At 60.8% G+C, this 19,168-nt stretch carries 19 protein-coding genes; 1 reads left to right on the plus strand and 18 read right to left on the minus strand.

What is annotated here, in order from left to right; genetic code table 11:
• Window positions 1–33: 33 nt before the first annotated feature.
• The 13 genes from D5261_RS24320 to D5261_RS24380 form a co-directional block, all read right to left on the minus strand.
• Window positions 34–1,128, minus strand: a complete 1,095-nt coding sequence (locus tag D5261_RS24320; protein WP_119319540.1) for a VanW family protein — start codon at window positions 1,126–1,128, stop codon at window positions 34–36.
• A 188-nt stretch (window positions 1,129–1,316) separates the two neighbouring features.
• Window positions 1,317–2,117 carry a flagellar type III secretion system pore protein FliP gene (gene fliP, locus D5261_RS24325; protein WP_119319539.1) on the minus strand — a complete coding sequence of 267 codons (801 nt, stop codon included), beginning with the start codon at window positions 2,115–2,117 and terminating at the stop codon, window positions 1,317–1,319.
• Window positions 2,114–2,938, minus strand: a complete 825-nt coding sequence (locus D5261_RS24330; RefSeq protein ID WP_119319538.1) for a flagellar biosynthetic protein FliO — start codon at window positions 2,936–2,938, stop codon at window positions 2,114–2,116. The genes fliP and D5261_RS24330 overlap by 4 nt, the downstream gene beginning before the upstream one ends.
• Window positions 2,928–3,590 (minus strand): flagellar motor switch protein FliN, encoded by a 663-nt coding sequence (gene fliN / locus D5261_RS33650; protein ID WP_119319537.1) that lies wholly within the window; start codon window positions 3,588–3,590, stop codon window positions 2,928–2,930. Before fliN ends, D5261_RS24330 begins: the two co-directional genes overlap by 11 nt.
• Window positions 3,591–3,634: 44 nt before the next feature.
• Window positions 3,635–4,810 carry a flagellar motor switch protein FliM gene (gene fliM, locus D5261_RS24340; protein ID WP_119319536.1) on the minus strand — a complete coding sequence of 392 codons (1,176 nt, stop codon included), beginning with the start codon at window positions 4,808–4,810 and terminating at the stop codon, window positions 3,635–3,637.
• A 211-nt stretch (window positions 4,811–5,021) separates the two neighbouring features.
• On the minus strand, window positions 5,022–5,507 hold the full coding sequence (locus tag D5261_RS24345) for a flagellar basal body-associated FliL family protein (protein ID WP_119319535.1): 486 nt from the start codon (window positions 5,505–5,507) through the stop codon (window positions 5,022–5,024).
• A gap of 78 nt (window positions 5,508–5,585) precedes the next feature.
• The gene (locus D5261_RS24350) at window positions 5,586–6,383 is read right to left on the minus strand and encodes a flagellar motor protein MotB (protein ID WP_119319534.1); all 798 of its coding nucleotides are present in this window, start codon (window positions 6,381–6,383) and stop codon (window positions 5,586–5,588) included.
• A 76-nt stretch (window positions 6,384–6,459) separates the two neighbouring features.
• Complete coding sequence (locus tag D5261_RS24355) at window positions 6,460–7,242, minus strand: flagellar motor protein (RefSeq protein WP_119319533.1); 783 nt, start codon at window positions 7,240–7,242, stop codon at window positions 6,460–6,462.
• A 27-nt stretch (window positions 7,243–7,269) separates the two neighbouring features.
• Window positions 7,270–7,506 (minus strand): flagellar FlbD family protein, encoded by a 237-nt coding sequence (locus D5261_RS24360; protein ID WP_119319532.1) that lies wholly within the window; start codon window positions 7,504–7,506, stop codon window positions 7,270–7,272.
• Between the two features lie 59 nt (window positions 7,507–7,565).
• Window positions 7,566–8,825, minus strand: a complete 1,260-nt coding sequence (locus D5261_RS24365) for a flagellar hook protein FlgE (RefSeq protein ID WP_119319531.1) — start codon at window positions 8,823–8,825, stop codon at window positions 7,566–7,568.
• Window positions 8,826–8,958: 133 nt separating this feature from the next.
• The gene (locus tag D5261_RS24370) at window positions 8,959–9,366 is read right to left on the minus strand and encodes a TIGR02530 family flagellar biosynthesis protein (RefSeq protein WP_119319530.1); all 408 of its coding nucleotides are present in this window, start codon (window positions 9,364–9,366) and stop codon (window positions 8,959–8,961) included.
• 8 nt (window positions 9,367–9,374) lie between these two features.
• Window positions 9,375–9,797 carry a flagellar hook capping FlgD N-terminal domain-containing protein gene (locus D5261_RS24375; protein ID WP_119319529.1) on the minus strand — a complete coding sequence of 141 codons (423 nt, stop codon included), beginning with the start codon at window positions 9,795–9,797 and terminating at the stop codon, window positions 9,375–9,377.
• A 12-nt stretch (window positions 9,798–9,809) separates the two neighbouring features.
• Window positions 9,810–11,936 carry a flagellar hook-length control protein FliK gene (locus D5261_RS24380; RefSeq protein WP_119319528.1) on the minus strand — a complete coding sequence of 709 codons (2,127 nt, stop codon included), beginning with the start codon at window positions 11,934–11,936 and terminating at the stop codon, window positions 9,810–9,812.
• A 298-nt stretch (window positions 11,937–12,234) separates the two neighbouring features.
• On the opposite strand from D5261_RS24380, the gene D5261_RS24385 reads away from it, so the two are divergent.
• A complete protein-coding gene (locus D5261_RS24385; protein ID WP_165863919.1) occupies window positions 12,235–13,563 on the plus strand; it encodes an alpha/beta hydrolase in 1,329 nt (442 codons plus the stop codon).
• Between the two features lie 82 nt (window positions 13,564–13,645).
• Here the strand turns inward: D5261_RS24385 and D5261_RS24390 are convergent, their stop codons facing one another.
• The 5 genes from D5261_RS24390 to D5261_RS24410 all read right to left on the minus strand — a co-directional run bounded on the left by D5261_RS24390 (window position 13,646) and on the right by D5261_RS24410 (window position 18,824).
• Complete coding sequence (locus tag D5261_RS24390; protein WP_119319526.1) at window positions 13,646–14,311, minus strand: transaldolase family protein; 666 nt, start codon at window positions 14,309–14,311, stop codon at window positions 13,646–13,648.
• 139 nt (window positions 14,312–14,450) lie between these two features.
• Window positions 14,451–15,128, minus strand: a complete 678-nt coding sequence (locus tag D5261_RS24395; RefSeq protein WP_119319525.1) for a M15 family metallopeptidase — start codon at window positions 15,126–15,128, stop codon at window positions 14,451–14,453.
• A 15-nt stretch (window positions 15,129–15,143) separates the two neighbouring features.
• Window positions 15,144–16,715, minus strand: coding sequence for a capsule assembly Wzi family protein (locus tag D5261_RS24400; RefSeq protein WP_119319524.1), 1,572 nt, complete (start codon window positions 16,713–16,715; stop codon window positions 15,144–15,146).
• A 95-nt stretch (window positions 16,716–16,810) separates the two neighbouring features.
• On the minus strand, window positions 16,811–18,343 hold the full coding sequence (gene xylB / locus D5261_RS24405) for a xylulokinase (protein ID WP_119319523.1): 1,533 nt from the start codon (window positions 18,341–18,343) through the stop codon (window positions 16,811–16,813).
• A 70-nt stretch (window positions 18,344–18,413) separates the two neighbouring features.
• Complete coding sequence (locus D5261_RS24410; protein WP_119319522.1) at window positions 18,414–18,824, minus strand: HEPN domain-containing protein; 411 nt, start codon at window positions 18,822–18,824, stop codon at window positions 18,414–18,416.
• Window positions 18,825–19,168 lie beyond the last annotated feature (344 nt).

The following is a 19,168-nucleotide window of genomic DNA, read 5'->3' on the forward strand; positions in this document are numbered from 1 at the left end:
GGCGCCGCGCGGCGTTCCCATTGGGTTATTCGATTATTGCGAATCGTCCTGCGAGGCTTCGTTCAAAATGGCGTCGAGCCAGTTGTCGGTCGGGGCCGGCAATGTCGACGACGCGACGCGCACGATTTTCGGCCGGGGCTCCATCCGCTCCGTGGATAGTAATTCGCGGCGCACCAGGCGATTTCCTTGCAGGAAAAAGCGCTCCACGGTGACGTCAAAGCCCGGACGCGGCGTCTGCTCCACAACCTGCGCGCCGGCGGGAAGGGTTTCGTCGGGCTTCTCGACGACGCTCGGAGCGAGCGCCTCGTAGTGCGTCGGTTTCACGACGACTTTATACCCGATTGGAGGGGGCGTTCCGAAGATTTGCACGCCTAATTTGTCGGTTTGATAATCGACGTGCAGTAAAATCGGGCTGGAGGTCGTGTTTCGGAATTGGAGGTCCTTCAAACCATAGACCACGGAGGCGTCACAGCCCGCCGGCGCATAGCGCACATAACCGGAATGCGGATGCCGCTCCACCACGCCCAGACCGGCCAGCAGCGCGGCGTTATAGATCCCCGTCGCCACCAGACAGATGCCTCCGCCCGTGCCGCGCACGAGTTTTCCCTGCTCGAACATCCAGCCGTCCTGAAATCCGCGCTCCTCGGTCCGCTCCCCAACAACGTCGTTGAAGGAAAAGACCTGGCCCGGCGCGACCGTGCGGTTGTCGATCGCCTGCGCCGACAGCAAAATATTCTCACGCTCCGCCGGATCGGAGCGCAGAGGAATGTCAAACGAGCCTAGCTGGGCGATATTGAACACCTCACGCCAGTCGATAAACTGGAGCGACGGGTCGAAAAGCTGCGCCATCTCCAGCGTCTGAAACGTCGGATCCAGCGGTCCCTGGTAGGTCCCCAGCGTCTGGTGCAGCACATCTTCGGGCGACGCCGCCGCCGGAGCGGGCATCGCGGCTGCGGGGAGGGCGTCCGCCGTAGGAGGCGTCAGCGGGCTCAGCAAGCCCATCATTTTGTTATTGGAAATCAGCGCGCCGGTCATGGCCGGCGCGGCGCCGAAAGACGCGAATTGCGTAGCAGCCAGCACAGCGCTCGTCATAAGCGCCGCATCAATCAATTTGCGGACGTGAGTCATGGAACCATACTCTCCATCGAATATCCTGAGCAGTTTCTACCAACCCTAACGTGATATTGCACGCGACGGTTCCATTATGACACTGGACTACATTCGTAGTCTACCATTTCGAAAGAAATTTGACAAAACAAATCCCCTCGCGCCAAATGCGCGAGGGGCGTCGGCCGTATTTCTTATTACTGAACTGTTTACGTCCGGTAGCTCGCCGCGAGTGACCCCGCGATGGCGTGCCAGCCGTCGGCGAGGATGAAGACGAGCACTTTGGCGGGCAGGGAAATGACTGTCGGCGGCAGCATCATCATACCCATGCTCATCAGCAGAGTCGAAACGACGAGGTCGATGACGATGAACGGGATATAGATGATAAAACCGAAGATGAATCCGGTCTTGAGCTCCGAGATCACGAAGGCCGGGATCGCGACCTGCATCGGCAGGCTATCTTCCGGGTGCGCCGGGTTCTGGATCGCCGGAGGCGGTGTGTGGCTCATCTGCAAGAACAGGCGGATATCGTCTTTATAGGTCTGCTTGACCATAAATCGGCGTACGGGAATGACGCCCCGGTCGAGCGCGGTCCCGAACTCAATCTTCTTGCTCAGGTATGGCTGGAGCGCGTCCTGATTGACCTGCTTGAAGGTTGGCGTCATCACAAAAAACGTCAGGAACAGCGCCAGCCCCAGCATCACTTGGTTCGGGGGAATGTTCTGCGTGCCGAGCGCCGAGCGCAGGAATGAAAGTACAATCACAATGCGGGTGAACGCCGTGGTCATGATCAGCAGCGACGGCGCGATCGTAAGCACCGTCATCAGCATCAAGATTTGCAGCGTATTGGCGACCTGCTGCGGGTTCTTCGCCGGCGCCGCTCCCGGGATAGTCGGAATGCTGAAGGTCCCAGCGGCTCCCTGGGCGTGCCCGGCGTGTGAGAGGGCCAGCAGGGAGACGGCCGAGATCAGCGCCGCCCAGGCGTAGAATGGAACACGAGAGAGTTTCATAATTCGGTTTTCCCCGCGGAAGTTTCCAGCTGCTCATCGCGAACGCGCGACAGCATTTCACGCAGGCGGTCATTGGCGTCGGAGACGCTGGTCTCGACGACGTCTTCTTCGATCGGCGTGGGCGCGACCGCTCCCTGGCGCTTGAGGTATTCATTGAATGCGCCGGGGGTCACATCTGCGTCGCCGTCGTCCGTGGTCTCTTCCCACTCGCTCATCAGCGTCACCGACTGAGCCGTGGCGCCGATCAAAAAGGTGCGGTTCTCAATCGAAAGCAGATGGACGCACGCGCCGGGGTTTCCGGGAAGCGGCTGCGTGCCAAGAAGCTGAATGGCGCCGTCGCCCAGGATCGGCGTGGATGTCGAGGAGGATCCCCTGGAGTTTCGGATTCGCTGGCGCGCCATCCGGCGCAGCGCGGCGGCGCCGGGACCGCCCTTCCCGGTAAACGCGCCGCCTTCCAAGACGCCGTAGTGCTTGAGCAGATACAGTCCGCCGAAGATCAGCGCGAGCACGATCACCAGCGCCTCGAACGCGCGCCACGCCTGCGAAAGCGGATTGGGAGCATCGGCGCCGGCCGCGCCTTCAAATGAAGCAGCGGCGGCGCTGTCGCGCCCGCCGTAATCGGGGATGTTTTTGGGATCGGCGGTCGCCGCCGGAGCGGTCGCTGCTGGGGCCGCCGGCGGCGAAGCTGACGCGGCGGCGTGGATCGGGGCCGCCGGACGATCGTGATGCGCCTCGGTTTTCGCCCAGAGCAAAGGCGCCGTCGCGATAAGCGCCAACGCCCCCATCAGCGCTGTTCGGATGCAGACACGCTTAAGCTGCAATGAAATCCTGCTCCCTCGCCTCGCCTCTCGCCACCGCCGTGATAATCTCCGTGACGCGAACGCCGAAGTTGTCGTCGATGACGATGACCTCGCCCCGCGCCACCAGCAGACCGTTCGCGTAAAGATCGACCGGTTCGCCGGCGATCTTGTCCAGCTCGATAATCGAGCCGGCGCTTAGGTCGAGAATGTCGCGGATCAGCAGCTGGGTTCGGCCCAGCTCCACGGTGACTTCCAGCGGAATGTCGCGAACGCGCTCGTAGGTGTGTCCGTTCGCGGCGCCTCCGGAGCTCATGCCCGTGTCGAAGGACGGCAGATCGATGGTCGCCGGCCGCGCGCTGCTGGCGGCGGGGGCGCTGGGCGCCGGATCGGGCAGTGGATTTCCGCCGATGCTGGCGAAGAGATCGGCGACATCCGCATCGGACATCGTCGCGTTGGAGTTGAACCCGATGTCGGTAAAGCCGCCGCCGTCGCCCATCTCCGTTTCCCCTCCCGCCTCTTCTTCGGTTTCCTCGCCCCACTCCTGACCTGTCGCCGATTCATCCATGTTGGTGTTGGCGAACAGCGCGTCGAGCGCATCCTGGGTCAGGCCGCCGGAAGAGTCTTCCGGTTCTTTCAGCGAATCTTCATTCAGATCATCCGGCATTTGAGCCATCGTCACGTTCTCCTTGCGTTCTCGTACCGCTCATCCAAACTTGTTTAGTTTAATTCTTTATGCGCGATCAGCTCCGCTTCCGGAGTCACAATCTCGTCGATTTGCACGGCCAGATTTTTGCCGCGCAGCCCGGTCCGGCCTCGAAACTTGGTGCGGTTTCCCACCACCAGATCGACAGTGGCGATATGCCCCGGCCTTGGCGAGCCATCTTCGTTCGGCGGCATCTTCAAGGGGATGACCGCGCCGACTTTCAGATCGCTGAGCTGTCCCATGGTGAGCCTCGCCGTCCCCAGCCGCGCGATACACGGCACGCGCGTGCTGTTCAGGCGGTGCGCAAGCTGTGGCCCGAACATCGGCTCCTTCTTCTTATTCGTGCTGATAAACCAGCGCTGGGCGCTGAGCTTGCCAAGAATGGGCTTGATCAGCAGATAAGGGATACACAGGCTCATGGCGCCCTGGAAATCGCCCATGCGGATCTCCATCAGCACAAGCACGACGGTATCGTTGCCGGGAACGATCTGGACAAACTGCGAGCTGGCCTCCACGGAGGCGATGTCGAACATCAGCGGGTTAATCGGGTCCCAGGAGGTCTTGAGATCGCTGAGCGCGTAATGGACAATGTTCTCCGCCAGCATTTTCTCGATATCGGTGAGGTCGCGGACGATCTTGCCGGCGGCGCCGGTACCGCCGAGCAGCCGGTCGATCATTGAGAACAGGATGCCGTAATCCATCTCGAAGATGGCCTGCCCCGAGAGCGGCGAGACGTTCAAAATATAGAGCAGCGACGCCGAAATCGATCGCATATATTCGTCGTAGGGCACCTGCTCCACGGAAACGACTTCGATCTGCATCTGCGCTCTGAGATATGTGGCCAGAGACGAGGAAAAATAATTGGCGAACGATTCATGCAGCAGTTGTAAGCTGCGCAGATGCTCCTTGGAGAGTTTGTCGGGGCGCCGGAAATCGTAGGGCTCGTAAGAGAGCGGGCCAGGGCCGAAGCGCAGGTGAGAATCCTGCATCGACATCCCCGCCGCCGCCCGCCGCCGCTTGCGCAGCGGAAGCAGCACCTTGCCCTCCGTGGAGCGCGCCTGCGGAGCGCTCGGGGACGCGGCGCGGTTCATTCGCTCTTCAATTGCGGGATTGGGCTCTTCTTCCTCTTCCACGGTGGTCATGGCGGAGAGAAGGGCTTCGATTTCGTTTTGAGAGAGTACTTCTGCCAATGTCAGTTCCTTATGGCGTCCTGTAAAAACTACCGGGTTTTCCAGGCGCGATGATCGCGCGCCGCATCCATGATAGTTCGGTTCGAGGTTTTTATTCCATACTCAACCTCTAATCTTCAACAGGTTTTCCGAGACGCCAAATAGGAACGGCCTCCCTCGCGCTTTGCGAAGGAGGCCGTGGTTCGAAATCGGTTACTTTGTCTGCGATGGCTTACTGCGTCACGAAGTTGGTGAAGTACACTCCGCAAATGAGATCGTCGCCCAGTTCATCGTTGATGCGCTTCTTCATCTCGTCCTTCAGCTTGTCGCGTCCCTTCATCGTGGAGACGTCTTCCCGCGTTTGGGTGGACAGCGAAGTGACGATCGCGTCGCGAACCAGCGCCGTCTTTTCTTTCATGCCCTCTTCAGACACGCCCTTTTCCTTGTTGAGTTCGACGCCCACGGTCACTTTCAAAAAGTGGTCGCCCGAGCTATCGGCCAGATTGACCAGAAATTCGTCCAAAGTAATGACCGGGCCGTGCTCCACGTGCTTTTTCACTACCCCGGCCTTGCCCTTAGCCGCCACTTGCTTCGTCACGAGAAACGTTCCGATTATGGCCAGCAGGACGACGCCTATGACTGCGATCATCATGACCGGCTTCTTTTTTACGGCTTCCGCGCTTCCGTCCGCCGGCAGTTCTGCTTTTTTAGTCGACATCGAAATTGACCTTCCTGCGTGATGGCCGCTTGAGTGTGACCATGACAACACAATTATCGGCAAAGAACCTCCCGTTCTTTATGCCTGGTTTTGCCGCAGAAGGACAATTTCCACACGACGGTTTCGAGCGCGGCCATCTTCGCTGTCGTTAGAGACGATGGGCCGCTGGTCCGCGTAGCCGGCGGCCTCCATGCGCCGCGGGCTGACGTTATGCGCCTCGAAGTAGCGCAGAACCGTCGTCGCGCGAGTCACGGAAAGCTCCCAGTTGGAAGGGTATCGCATGGTGTGGATCGCCAGATTATCGGTATGGCCTTCCACGCTCACTTGATTGGGCACCGTGTTGACGACCTTGGCGATCTCATCCAGCAGCCCCATTTCATCCGGCTTCAGATCGGCCTCGCCTTTGGCGAAAAGCATCTTATCCGTCATGACGGTCACGACGACCCCGCGCGATGTCTGCACCACATTCATGACGCGGCTCAGCTTGTTCTTCTGGATATACGCCGACATGATCATATAGGCGCGATCCAGCTTCTTCTGATCCGCCAAATCGCCGGTGGGTTTCGCCAGCTTGGGGAACTCTTGCGGAGCGGGGGGCATCTGGGGAGTTCGGCTGTCGGTGACGATGGCGGGCGAGCCGCTTAAGCCGCCGCCATGAGTGATGTTCGGAGCGCCGTTCATCATGCTGCCGCCAAACCCGGATCGGACGGAAGTTGCGAGCTGCTCGAACTTCGTCATATTCATAATGGACATGGCGTACAGCATGATGAAAAACGCCACCAAGAGCGTAATCATGTCCGCGTATGTCAGCAGCCAGCGTTCGGCGTTTTCATGCTCGCCTTCGCCGCCGCCTCGTTTTTTTCTTCGGCCTGCCATGGCTCTCTATCTATCCTCCGTGATGGGTCGCTCGTTCGGCTTCCCTTCAGTCATCCTGAAGGGAAGCCGTGGAGCCTTAGGCCGCTTGCAGGGCCTCTTCGATCGCTTTGCGCTTCTTGGGCGAAAGGAACGCCTTCAGCTTTTCCTCGACGATGCGCGGGTTATCGCCCGCCTGGATCGAGAGAATGCCTTCGGTCATGATCTCCCGCACCAGGACTTCTTCCTGACTGGAGTGCTTGAGCTTGGCGCCAAGCGGCAGGAACATCAGGTTCGCGGTGCAAACGCCGTAGAGCGTTGCGATAAACGCGGCGGCGATACTCGGGCCCATCGAGCCGGGATCCGAGAGGTTCGCCAGCATATGGACGAGACCGGAAACCGTTCCGATAACTCCAAGCGTCGGAGCGAAGCCGCCGAGCGTGGTGAAGAAGTGCGCGCCTTCGGCATGCCGCTGCGCGAGGAACGCGACTTCCGTCTCCATGATCTCGCGCACCATCTCGGGATCGGTGCCGTCGATCGCCAGCTGAATTCCCTTCTTTAGGAACTCATCGTCGATCTCGCGAGCCTGCTCCTCCAGGGCCAGCAGACCTTCGCGCCGAGCTTTCTCGGCGAAACCGACCAGCGTCTGAATGACGTGCGCGGTGTCCATGTGCTTGCCGAAGAATGCGTGCTTGACGACATTCGGAATTCCAATCACCGTGGACAGCGGCACGGAGACCATGCTCGCCCCGATGGTGCCGCCAAAGACAAGAAGCATTGCGGAGGGATTGATCAGGGCGGCCAGGCTGCCGCCTTCCATCAAAATCGATCCAAAGAAGGATCCGAACGCGAGTACAAGACCGATAATTGTTGCTAAATCCATGCGTAATCTCCCAGTGCGGTGTTCTCGCTACTCCAGTGCTTCCTCGCGGCGCTCCGTATGACTGTTTGTCGGTCTCCACAGGAGCGGCCCTGCTTGCCGGCGGTACTCCATCACGCGCTCCACAACTTCCTGCGAAGTCTCGCGAACGAGCAGCTTCTTGCCGGTGACCAGTGTGATGTGCGTATCCGGAAGCGATTCAACAAATTCGATCAGATCGGCGTTCACGATGAACTCGGAGTGATCGAAACGTGTGACAGTGATCATGTTTACTCCATTTCCCCTCCCCCCGGCGCTAAGCGCGCCGGGGGTGAGAGCTCAGATCATTACCGCTTCATGCCGATCACATCGTTCAGCATGTCGTCGACCGTGGTGACGACCTTGGTGTTCGCCTGGAAGCCGCGCTGCGTCACGATCATGTTGGTGAACTCCGTGCTGAGGTCGACATTCGACTGCTCCAGGTAGCCGGTGCTGATCTTGCCCAGACCTTGCTGCGTCGCCGTGCCGACATGGGCGGAGCCGGAGTTGACCGATTCCTTGAAGGCGTTGCCGCCGGCGCGCTCCAGACCCTCAGGGTTGGAGAAGCCCGCCATCGCGATCTGTCCCAGCGGCCGGGTGAGACCGTTGCTAAAGATGCCGGCGATGGAGCCGGTCTGGTCGATGCTGAAGGACTGAAGGACGCCGGGAGCGAAACCGTCCTGGCTGTCGGGAATGACGCCGGAGCTGCCGGAGACCTGGGTGGCCTTTGAGAAATCGGGCGTGATCGTCTGCGGCGTCGAGGAGCCGTCCGTCGTCGCTAGCGAGATCGTTCCACCCGAGGACATCTCTTTGCCGCTGGCGTCGAAGAAGATCTGGCCGCCGCCGGAGGCTCCGGTTCCGGACGCAGCCCAGGTCCAGGAGCTGGTGGCGCCGACGGGAAGCGTGGCGGGCGGGGTCGGAGCGGCGTCACGGGTGAAGGAGACGGTGACGTTCTGCGCTTCGCCCAGGCTGTCGAAGACCTTGACGCTGCGGGTGTAGGCCGCATCGGTGGGCAGCGCTTCGGCGCTCAGGTTACCGGAGTAGACGACGTTCTTCGTCGGGCTCGTCGTGGTCAAGCCGCCGACCGGGATGCTGATCTTGGATCCGGCCGTCAGCTGCTGGGTCGTGTCGATAGCGCCGGTATTGTCGGCCTGCCATCCCAGGACATTCGCTCCCGTGGAAGCGTTGACCAGATTGCCGCTGTTGTCGACCGTGAAAGAGCCGTCACGAGTATAGGACACTCCCGCCGCATCGCCGAGCATAAAATATCCGTTGCCCTGAATGGCGAGGTCGGTCGGCTTCGAGGTGCTCTGAAGGCCGCCCTGGCTGGCGACGGTGTCGATCGAGGCGACCGCAACGCCGAGACCGATCTGCTGCGGGTTGGTGCCGCCGTTGCTTCCGCTGCTTGCCGACGCGCCCTGAATGGTCTGCGAAAGCTGATCCTTGAACGTGACGCGGCCCTCTTTGTAAGCCGTGGTGTTGACGTTGGCGATGTTGTTGCCGATGACGTCCATACGGGTCTGATGGGCCTGGATCGCGGAAACTCCGCTGTACATTGCTTGCAGCATTTTAAATAACTCTCCTAAGATTCAGTAATTGCCGGCGGTCAGTCATTCCCGCCTGCGGGTAATTACGGCGTCCTCAATCGGAGGTCCGGCCGTGTGGTTGTTGGTGGCGCTTCGCGCCGGTCGGGCCAGGATCTTAAATGATCATGGCGCTGTCGATGTTGGTAAAGATATTGTCTTTGAGCGCCGTTTTGTCCACGGCGGTGATTACCGTCCGGTTCGCCACGGAGACGACCAGCGCGGCTTTGTCGGTCAGGAACAGCGATTCTTTGGCGCCCTTCGCGGCGGCTTTTGTGATGCCGTCGCCGATTTTCGCAATGTCTTCGCTGGTCAAGTGGATATTGCGAGAAGCCAGCCGGCTCTGCGCATGCCCGGAGAACTTGACGTTCGCCTTGGCTCCGCTGTCGGCGAGCTGATCGCTGAGGATCTTGCTGAAGCTCGGGCCGGAAGCGGCGGTGTTTGCGGATGGGACCGAAGCGGGCTTGGGAGCGCCGATCCGGGGACTCGCGCCGATTATTCTGTTTTCGATATCAACGCTATTCATTTGAAACGCTACTTCACGGTGCTGACCGTGGACATTTCCACGTCGTCACTGCCGATGTGCAGGTAGGCGACGCCGCTCTTCATCAGAACGGAGCTGACCACTCCTGAAGGACCGGCGGCGCCATCGCTCGTGACGGTGGTGACCGTCTTGCCGATGAGCGCCGAGCCCTGGCCGAGCTGCTGGATCGAGGTGGAGCTCGACATCGTCGTATTGAGGTTCTGCATCTGCTCCAGCGAGGAGAACTGCGCCAGCTGAGCGAGCATGTCTTTCTGGTCGGTCGGGTTGAGCGGGTCCTGGTTTTGCAGCTGCGTGACGAGAAGCTGCAAGAACTGGGTCTTGGGATCCTCGGTGTTCTGCTTTGCGGTTCCACTGGCGTTTGTCGGCGCCAGAGATGTATCGGAAGTAATTGAGTTGAGAGTTGCGACGGACATAAGTGTTCTCCTTTAAGCTCGGACGTCAACGCGTCCTGAGGCGTTTGACCGAATGGCTGCGACTGTCGGAACCGTGTCCAGATCCGCATCGTGCGCCGTCCAGGACGGCTGCTGGCTTTGCTGGCCGCGCTGACCGCCGCCGAATTGTCCGGCGCCGAAGTCGGCGAAGGCTCGCTGGCCTTGATTGGATCCGTCGAAGCCGCCGGACTGCGCTTGAGATTGGCTGGTCTGCGTCTGAGAACCATCGTTTGATGGATGATGCCCGGACATCAAACCGCTTCCGCCCGATTGCGCCGAAGCGGACGCGGCGCTTACCGTGTCCACGGTTACGGTCAGCGTATCCAGTTTCAGTCCCTGCTCGTTCAAACTGCGGCGAAGATCGTTCAAGTGGCTTTCCAGAGCTTGCTTCACCACGGGGTTCTCCGCCGCGACATGCGCGGTGACCATGGTGGTCGTCTGGCCGCTGGCGTCCACTTTGGGCGTCATCGTCACCGTCAGATTCAGCTGGCCCCAATCCTGAGGATGCAGCTGCAGCGTCACTTTGTCGCCGCCTTTCCCCTGAGCGTCCAGCTTCATCTCGCCGATCTTGTCGACGACTTTCGTGATCATCGCGGCGCGGTCCTGAGCGGGCATTGGAACGCTGATGTGTTGATCCTGGATCGTCAGCGTCGTATTCCCGGTTTCCGAACTTGTCTGCATCGCTTGAGATGTCACGTCGCTTCCGTTCTTCTTGCCGTCCGTCGTAATCTCTGCTTTGACGAGCGCTTCGGAAAGTGGGGAAAGAGCGCTGGATTTCGAGCTGATGGAGGCTTTACCATTCAGCGATTGCAGCAAACTCGTCGTGTCCACTTTCGCGGCGCCTTTCGTCAGCGCCTTAGCGTCGTTCACAGTTTTATTATCGGCGAGACCCGGTATTTTTCTCAGGGGTAATTTCGAGGAAATATCGAGCGAGTTTGCAGCCGCCGGAACAATGGCCGCCGCCGCAATCGTCTGGACCGAAACCGTGGCGGACGCCGGTTGGGAATTGGCCGCCGAGGCGATCGGCGATGTGCTGGCCGCCGCTTGAGCCAGCGGCGCGCTGTCCGTGGCTGGAAGTGAGGCTGGCGTCGGCGCAAGGAGTTTTTCCGCCGTCGCCGGCGCAGCTGAGCCAACGGGGAGCGTCAAATTCGCCGACTTGTCGGCCGTGAGCGGCGCCGTCAGCGCCTGGGCCGTATCTGGGGCCGGCTGCGCCGATTTTAACAGAGACGCCTCCAGGGGAGTCGATTTCAACGGCTCCAGCGTGGCGATCGTCGGGATAGCCACGTTGGTCGCCGCCTTCACTCCCGTTGTGACTGGAGAAACCGGCGAAGAGACGCTGGGCGCCGGTTTCTCCGTCAGCAGCGAAGTCTCGCGCTTCTGAAGATGGGCGTTGGACACGCCGGCAAACCCCGCCGAAATTTCCGCCGCCGCGGCGATGTCACTGGGCGTCCCAAACTTCGTGGAAGCTTGGGGGACCGCCGCGCCTTTCGCGGTATCCGTATCATCGGTCTTGGCCGTCGCCTGTTTTGGCAAGGCGACGCCAGTCAGCGCTTCCGAGGCAATGACCGGCGCGGCGGCCTGGCCGGCCGCGATGGCCGAAGCAGGATCTTGCGCGGTCGTTTTCAGGGCGGACGCCGGCGCGACGGCGCCTGCGGACGCAGCGCTGTCAAGTGTTTGTTTGAGAGTGGAAAGCAATTCACCGCCGGTGGCGCTTTTGACCGCCGTGGGGCGGGAAAGCATCGAGCTGGTGTCCATTGCGACACTTTTTCCGGCCAAAGGCTCCGTAGTCGACGGAACGTTCGGCTCTGATTTTTTTGGCGTCGGCGGCGTCATGATCGGCGCCGTCACGGTCGGCAGAACGAGGTTCTGCGCGGCAAGAGATGGGTCCAGTGTGGGCGTAGCGTCCCCCGTCGTATCGGATTTCGAATCGTCGTCCTTCTTGGCGCTTGGGCCCTCGCCGGATTTTGCAACGGCGCCCTGCGGGCTGTCCGTCGCTTTGCCGGTGAGCAGAGAAGCGAAGGTAACGGTCGGTTCCGAACCGCTGACGGGAGGTGCGCCGGTCTGCGCGGCGCCTGTGGACGCTGCGCCGCCGCTGAAGCCAGACATAATGTCTAAGGGCATCGGGGCCTCCTGTGGTAAGTTGTCATCATCTATATCGGCAGAAATACGGGATTACTGGAGAGCGGAGGGAAAATAAAAATCTTGACTCAAATCCGTCTGATTGATACAATGCAGTGAAGCCGGATGCATGGATAATGTATCCCGACAGACATAGCGACGTCCTGTAACAGTACGCCAACCTGTGATTTAACGCGATGATTGCTATTCTGTGACGGCAACCCATTTGGACGCACGCCCACAAGATCGCGAGCACTCTCTGCGCGACATCATGAAAGTGATTCGAGAACAGGAGATCTTAATGTCCGAAACAACCCTCACATCCCAAGCGGCCGATCTGGAGAACAGTGTCGATCCCGATCCTCGCCTGTCGGCCCCGATCGCCCTGCAGCCCGGGGCGCCCGGATCGGGGGCGCTTCCGCCGAGCCCCTGGAAGGGAACCCGGCTTGTCGCCTCCCCCGCCGCCCTCAAGGCGCCGGCGGCCACGGACTACAGTTTCATGATCACCAATCGCTATAACATTAACAACGACAATACGCCCTACAACCCATTTCAGCCCGCGACATCTCCCGTAAACCAGGTCTATCCCCTGGCGAATGGGAACCTCTGGTGGGCGCTTTCGCAGGACCAGGCAAACGATCCCAATGCTTCGGACTTTCAAATGCAGTCGCCGACGCCGTCCACCACCCCTCCGAACTCCTTCCAGCAGGCGATCGTCACGAACCTCCAGGCTCAGAGTCAGCAGTATGGATCATCGCAGCTCACGCTCTTTATTCACGGCCTCGGAAATCTGTGGGTGGACGCCGTCGCGGGAACCTCCGCGCTGGGAGCCAATCTTGCAAACTCCAGTTACACCGGGCTAGTCGTCGGATTTGACTGGCCCAGTTACGACGAATATTGGAGCGGACTGTATTACTCCTCGGACAGCTACGCATTCCCGCCGGCGGGGACGCAGGGAACGATCCGCGACAACATCAACGGCAGCAGCCAGGCGTTCGGCAACGTGCTGTCGTTCATGCAAGGCTTGCGCTCCACGAACGGCATATCGAACCTGACTCTCAATATCGTGTGCCATTCCGAAGGCAACTATATGGATATGGTGGGGATGCTCAGCGTCTCCGGCGTTCAGATCGACCATGTGCTGATGCTGGCGGCGGATATCAACAACGGCGCGTTCCAGATCCCCGCCACGGGCCTGGTCGGTCAGGGATCGCAGATTTCCCAGACCGATCCGAGCGCCGTCGTCACGGTGTACTTCTCCAATAATGACGACGTCCTCGCGTCCTCGCAAGCCGCCTATCAGGGAAATAACCCGATCTATGATGACAAGAATGTCCACAACCCGGCCTATGGAGGACGGATGGGGCAGACGGGTCCGGCGTATAACATCGGACAGCAGCAGCCCAATGTCTATTCACTCGACTGCTCGGGAGTGCTGACGCCGCAATATATCGCGCAGCTTGAAGCGAACGGCGTGATTCCGAACGGCGCGACCCTGCATTCGTCCTATCTCTACGTTCCGCAATTGGGCGCCGATATCGCTCAGGCGCTGGACGGCGTGGCCCCCGGCAGCATCACGGGGCGCTCTCAGGGCGCTAACCCGAACGCCTACTATCTGAACCCCACGTAATCTGAGCCAGACACAAAAGAGGCGTCCCGAATATTCGGGACGCCTCTTTTGTCTGCGAAAAATGCAGTTGCGCGGGTTGAAATTACGCGGTTTTGCCGGTGGCCTTCAGATAGTCATCGTAGAACTTCTTGATGCCGATATCCGTCAGCGGATGATGGAACAACTGCTCCATGATCTTGTAAGGGATGGTCGCGATGTGCGCGCCGGAGCGGATGCTCTCGACCACCTGGAGCGGTCCGCGAATGGACGCGACGAGGATCTCGGGGTTCTTCGGGAACTCGTACGTCTCCACCATCTCGACGGCGTCGGAGATATTCTGCGCGGCTTCGCCGCTGCCCATATCGTCGATGCGGCCTACGAAGAAGGAGATGAACGACGCGCCGGCCTTCGCCGCCAGCAGCGCCTGGGGCAGCGAAAAGATCAGGGTGACGTTGAAGTTGACGCCGTTGGGAGACAGCTCCTTGACCACTTCCATCGAGGTGGGCGTCATCGGCACCTTCACATAGATGTTGGGCGCCCAGGACGCGATATCCTTGGCTTCCGCGAGCAGCTTATCGTAATCGGTTTCCACGCACTCCGCAGAGACGGGCAGATCACCGACGATATTGACGATCTCCATCACGCGTGTCTTGTGGTCCACGCCTTCTTTCGCGATCAGGCTGGGATTGGTCGTAACGCCGTCCAGGATCCCCCACTCTTTCGCCTTCTTGATTTCATCCGCGTTCGCGGTGTCGATAAAAAATTTCATCTGCCGATTGCCTTCCTGGGCGCGGCTCAGCCGCCCCGCCGAATTCGGTAAGTTCCGTAATCTATATACCCGCTCCCGGTAAAAATACCGGCCCAATTGTCACTTCGCGCAAGAAGCTTAACACGGATTTAATACAGCGTCACTCGCCAGGAGAAGTATCGGCCGGAAGCGCGCCGTAAATCGCGTGCGGGGCGCCGACGCGCAGCGCCCATCCCGAGTCGCCGTAGGACCAATGCCACCACTCGCCGGCGTAATTTGTCAGGCCCGCCGCGGTGAGCGTTTTGACCAGCAAGTCTCGGTTACGCCGCGCTTCGTCGCTCAGCCCTTTTCGCTCCGTCGGCGCGCTCGTCGAATCCATTGGGAATGGGGAGATCATATCCAGCGGGGTGTTTGTTTTCGTATCGACCAGCCCCAGATCGAATGCGCCGCCGGTGGTGTGCGGCGGCGGGCAGCGGTCCTCGGGCGGAGCGGACATGGTATTCGTCACGCGGTGCAGCGTCGCCTTGCTCCACTCCGGATGTTTCGTCGCGAACTCGTTTTTGATCTGTTCGTACATCCAGCGCTGCTGGGCAAGAGGACGGTATCCCTCAATGATCGTCAGAGTCAGCCCTTCCGGCAGCGAATCCGCGGCGCGGGCGATCATTTCGGCGACGCTCTTGCGGACGTGCGGCGTGCATTTCATCTCGGTGAAGTACGGATGCTTCTCGGCGAACGCGACACGCGATGAAAGGGTCCTCGGGTCCACGAGGGGCTCCCCATTATCGATAATCGGGACGGCTCGCAGTTTCGTCAGCGGCTCTCCAAAAGAACGGGCCATCGGTAAAGTATCTCCCTAAAACGCGAACTGATACGAGAGATCCACTTCGCGGCGGCGCACATATGTCCCTTGATCGCCTTCGCCGACAGGCGTCAGGCCGGTGTCCGGGGGATAGCCCGGCTGGCCGGGCGCGAAAGGAAAGGGATTTTGCTTGTAATCATAGTAGCCGACGATGAACGCGCTCGACGGGGTGCTGTCGTATCGGACGCGCGCGCCGAAGGCGCTGGCCTGGGGCGCGGGGAAGGAGTTGTGCGGACGCCGGCGCTCCCGCCCTTCCACGGTGGCCGTAATGCGGCCGGCGAACTTTTGCGTGACCCCTAAATAAATCTCGCTGGAGTTTGGCCCGGATGGAAGTCCCATCCAGTTGTGTGTCCCATTCTGCCAGATCGCCTTATCGCTTTGAAACGCGTAGGTCGTCGGGTCGGCGTATGTGTACTCCAGCGTGACGGACGGTCCCTGGGGGATTTTGAACGCGGAGCCGACCAGATAGGAGATCTTTCGCGGCACGACCTTGGTGGTGCTGCCGAACGGCGACCGCAGGTCATCAATGAAGAACTGGCCGTAGATACGATCGTCGGGGCTGGGCGTATAGGCGGCCCCGAGGTTGACCGTGTAGTTAAACTCGCGGTCAATGTTCTTGAGCCGGGCGCCGGGGATAAGTTTATCAAGGCTCAATGCCTGAGAATTCAGCGGCAGCGGCGTCGCCCAGAGCGCGCCCGCGCTCGTCGTCTTGAACGCTTCCTGCACGTCGGCGTTCCATTGGCGGCTGAAGCGGTATTCGATGCGGCGCGTTTCCAGATATTTCGTCGCGCCATACTCTTTGAAAAAGCCGGCGGTCTGCGTATAGAGATAATTTCTTCCCAGGCGGGAGCCCAGGCTGAAGGGAAAGCGCAGGCGGATCTGATCGTATGGCGGCGCGTTATCCGACATTAACGTCGCGCCCCGCGTTCCCGGCCCCCACGCATTGTAGAAGCGTCCGGCGCGCAGCTCCAGGCCATGCGATCCTTTCCATGCGACATACGCTTCATTGACGGGAGTGAAGGAGTGATCGCCCACGTCGTTGTTCAGATCGCGGCGCCACTCTTTGGGCCAGTCGGAGAGGGACACGGCGTACTGGAGCCTGGGATTGTAGGTTCCCAGCGCCGTGACGCGATAGACGCCCTGAGCGCCAATGCCGCTGTCCGAGGAGCCGCCCGTCTTGATCCGATACTCCGGCTGCACGAAACCGCCAATCGATGCGCCGCTTTTGTCCAGAGCGCTGGAAAGCGCGCCCATATCCACGCCATCCGCATCCAATTCCGGGGAGAGATCGGACGCGGCGGCGCGCAGGGACACCAGTATCGCTTCGGACGGATTGGCCGTCTCCAGATCCGGCAGCGCGCCTTCCAGGATCAGGGCGAGCTGCTGTCGGGTGTAGACGCCGTCTCCCGAAAAATCGGCGGCGGAGTAGCCCGGCAGCGCGTTCAGCAGCGCCATCTTGGCGAAGGCGTCATTCAAAACGCTGCCGCGCGGGACGATATCGGACGAAGCGCTCCAGCCCGGCGCAGCGATCAGTGAGAGACAGAGCAGCGGCGCCGCATTGCGCACGGCGCGGGCCGCCGGCGACCGGCGGCGAGCGGCTTGTGACAGGGTTTTCAGAACAATTCTCCTTCGGCAAACTTACCGCCGAATGGCGTGTCGGTTTAAGAAGCGACCGCGTGTGTGATATTGGCGAACTCGCCTTTGAGGGCGGGGTAAAGCGATCGGTAGATTCCATTGAACCGAACATAACGCTCGTGCGCCGCCGGATCCGGCGCGCACTTGTCGACCGTTTTGATCGCGGCCGTACAGGCGTCCGCCACCGTGGCGTACGCGCCCGTTCCCACGGCGGCGAGCAGCGCGGCGCCCAGCGCGGGGCCTTCATCGACCGCCAGCGTATGATGGGCGTAGCCCGTCACGTCGGTATGGATCTGACGCCAGACGGGCGACTTCGCGCCGCCGCCGGACGTGCGCACTTCGGAGATCGCCACGCCCATGTCCTGGAAGATCAAGAAGGTGTCGTTCAAAGCAAACGCGACGCCTTCCAGCACGGCGCGCGCGAAGTGCGCCCGCGTATGCCGCAGCGTCAGGCCGACAAACGCGCCGCGCGCATCCGGGTCGGGATGCGGGGTGCGCTCGCCCGTCAAATACGGCAGGAAGATCAAGCCCTCTGAGCCCGCCTCCACGCCGGCCGCTTCGTCGGCGATCCGCGCGTAGACATCCTGACCGGCGGCGCTGGCCGCCAGTGTTTCGGGACCGTAGAAAGTATCGCGCAGCCAGCGCAGGCTGCCGCCGGCGGAGAGCACGACTCCCATCGTATGCCACTTGCCGGGGACGGCGTGGCAGAAGCTATGGACGCGCAGGCCCGGGTCGGCGGCCGGAGTATCCGAAAACGCGAACACGACGCCGCTGGTGCCGACAGTGCTGCTGACAATTCCCGTCTCCACGATACCGCTGCCCACGGCGCCCGCCGCCTGATCGCCGCCGCCGCCGACGACCGGAGTGCCGATCGCCAGCCCGGTGGCGCCGGCCGCCTCGGCGTTGATATGTCCGGTCACTTCGATGCTTTCCGCCGATTCCGGCATCCAGGACGCCGGGATTCCCGCCGCCTCCAGCATCTCCAGCGACCAGCGGCGGTTGGCGACATCGAACAGCGCGGTGCCGCTCGCGTCGGAGACTTCCGTCGCGTGGACGCCCGTCAATTTCAGGCGAATATAGTCTTTGGGAAGCAGCACCTTGGCGACGCGCGCATAGACCTCGGGCTCATGGTTTCGCAGCCAGACGATCTTCGGCGCGGTAAATCCGGTGAGCACGGGATTGCCGATCAAGCGCGGCAAATTCTCCCGGCCCGCCTGCTCCGTGATCCAATCGCACTCGGCTTGCGTGCGCTGATCGCACCACAGGATGGCGGGGCGCAGAACGTTGTCGTCCTTGTCCAGAAAGACCGAACCGTGCATCTGTCCGCTGAGGCCGACGCCGGCGATTTCCGATGCGGCGACGCCGGACTTCGCGAGTATGTCGCGAACGCCCAGAACAACGGCGTCCCACCAATCGGAGGGGTTCTGCTCGGCCCATTGGGGCGCGGGAGTCAGGAGGGGATAACCGAACGTGGCGGACGCCACCGGGCGTCCGGCGACATCCACGAGGAGCGTCTTCGTCCCACTCGTGCCGATGTCGATACCAAGATAATAAGACATATTCGCCGTGTTTCCGTTTCAGAAAGGAGGATTAAGTAGAGCAAACGAACATGACGGGAAGCTGCGGACATTACATCAGGGCTCGGACCCAGTCCATCACCACGCGTCCGGCTTCCAGATGGCGCACCGCGATCTCGCGGTCATACATCTGCGCGGGAACGCCCTCGGCGGCCTCCACCGTGCGCGCCGTCAGGAAGTCCGCGTTCAGCTCCGCCGCCGCGTTCATGACTTCCAGAGGGGCGTGCAGGGCGTTGGCGCTCTGGATAATATTGTGTCCGCGCGGGTTTTTCTGAAGACGCAGGATGCAGGCGGCGCGGAGGCATTTTTCGGCGGTCTGCTGCGCGAAAAACACGGCGGCGTAGTAGATCCCCGCATCATGAAGCGTGACGGCGGTGGCGTAATCCGACTTGGCCTGAGCCCAATTGTTCTGGGCCGTCGACCGCTCGATCAGCCATGCGTCCTGGTCCTTCTCATCCGGCATTATGCTATCCCTGTGTTTGTTCGGCGTCTAAAATAGAGCGCCGGGCCGTTCCCTGGCGCTTCCCATCACGATTAAGATAATTTCTGCATCCCAAGCCTTGTTTCCTTCTGATATTCCCATGATTGGGCAGTTCTAATATAGCGCTGTCACTCCACTGTAAATTTCGGTGCGTCGAGAATGAATCATCGGACGACAAGGTGAAAAAGGCGTGGTGAAACGGAAACGAATCCGCTTGCTCACCAGAGGATCGGGAACAAGCGTTTCCCAAAATCCACCCCACCCGTTCTGGGTATTACCGAAGGAATACGGCGCTCTCACATGGAACATTCCGGGGCGCGTTGTCG

It is taken from the genome of Capsulimonas corticalis (assembly GCF_003574315.2).
GTDB classification, from domain to species: Bacteria; Armatimonadota; Armatimonadia; order Armatimonadales; family Capsulimonadaceae; genus Capsulimonas; species Capsulimonas corticalis.

What these genes read in the sequence shown, in the direction of transcription:
- D5261_RS24385 (WP_165863919.1), top strand. Translation starts at nt 12,235, where the DNA reads ATGTCCGAAACAACCCTCACATCCCAAGCGGCCGATCTGGAGAACAGT.
- D5261_RS24345 (WP_119319535.1), bottom strand. Translation starts at nt 5,507, where the DNA reads ATGTCGACTAAAAAAGCAGAACTGCCGGCGGACGGAAGCGCGGAAGCC.
- D5261_RS24390 (WP_119319526.1), bottom strand. Translation starts at nt 14,311, where the DNA reads ATGAAATTTTTTATCGACACCGCGAACGCGGATGAAATCAAGAAGGCG.
- fliP (WP_119319539.1), bottom strand. Translation starts at nt 2,117, where the DNA reads ATGAAACTCTCTCGTGTTCCATTCTACGCCTGGGCGGCGCTGATCTCG.
- D5261_RS24395 (WP_119319525.1), bottom strand. Translation starts at nt 15,128, where the DNA reads ATGGCCCGTTCTTTTGGAGAGCCGCTGACGAAACTGCGAGCCGTCCCG.
- D5261_RS24350 (WP_119319534.1), bottom strand. Translation starts at nt 6,383, where the DNA reads ATGGCAGGCCGAAGAAAAAAACGAGGCGGCGGCGAAGGCGAGCATGAA.
- fliN (WP_119319537.1), bottom strand. Translation starts at nt 3,590, where the DNA reads ATGGCTCAAATGCCGGATGATCTGAATGAAGATTCGCTGAAAGAACCG.
- D5261_RS24370 (WP_119319530.1), bottom strand. Translation starts at nt 9,366, where the DNA reads ATGAATAGCGTTGATATCGAAAACAGAATAATCGGCGCGAGTCCCCGG.
- D5261_RS24375 (WP_119319529.1), bottom strand. Translation starts at nt 9,797, where the DNA reads ATGTCCGTCGCAACTCTCAACTCAATTACTTCCGATACATCTCTGGCG.
- xylB (WP_119319523.1), bottom strand. Translation starts at nt 18,343, where the DNA reads ATGTCTTATTATCTTGGTATCGACATCGGCACGAGTGGGACGAAGACG.
- D5261_RS24380 (WP_119319528.1), bottom strand. Translation starts at nt 11,936, where the DNA reads ATGCCCTTAGACATTATGTCTGGCTTCAGCGGCGGCGCAGCGTCCACA.
- D5261_RS24360 (WP_119319532.1), bottom strand. Translation starts at nt 7,506, where the DNA reads ATGATCACTGTCACACGTTTCGATCACTCCGAGTTCATCGTGAACGCC.
- D5261_RS24365 (WP_119319531.1), bottom strand. Translation starts at nt 8,825, where the DNA reads ATGCTGCAAGCAATGTACAGCGGAGTTTCCGCGATCCAGGCCCATCAG.
- D5261_RS24355 (WP_119319533.1), bottom strand. Translation starts at nt 7,242, where the DNA reads ATGGATTTAGCAACAATTATCGGTCTTGTACTCGCGTTCGGATCCTTC.
- D5261_RS24320 (WP_119319540.1), bottom strand. Translation starts at nt 1,128, where the DNA reads ATGACTCACGTCCGCAAATTGATTGATGCGGCGCTTATGACGAGCGCT.
- D5261_RS24410 (WP_119319522.1), bottom strand. Translation starts at nt 18,824, where the DNA reads ATGCCGGATGAGAAGGACCAGGACGCATGGCTGATCGAGCGGTCGACG.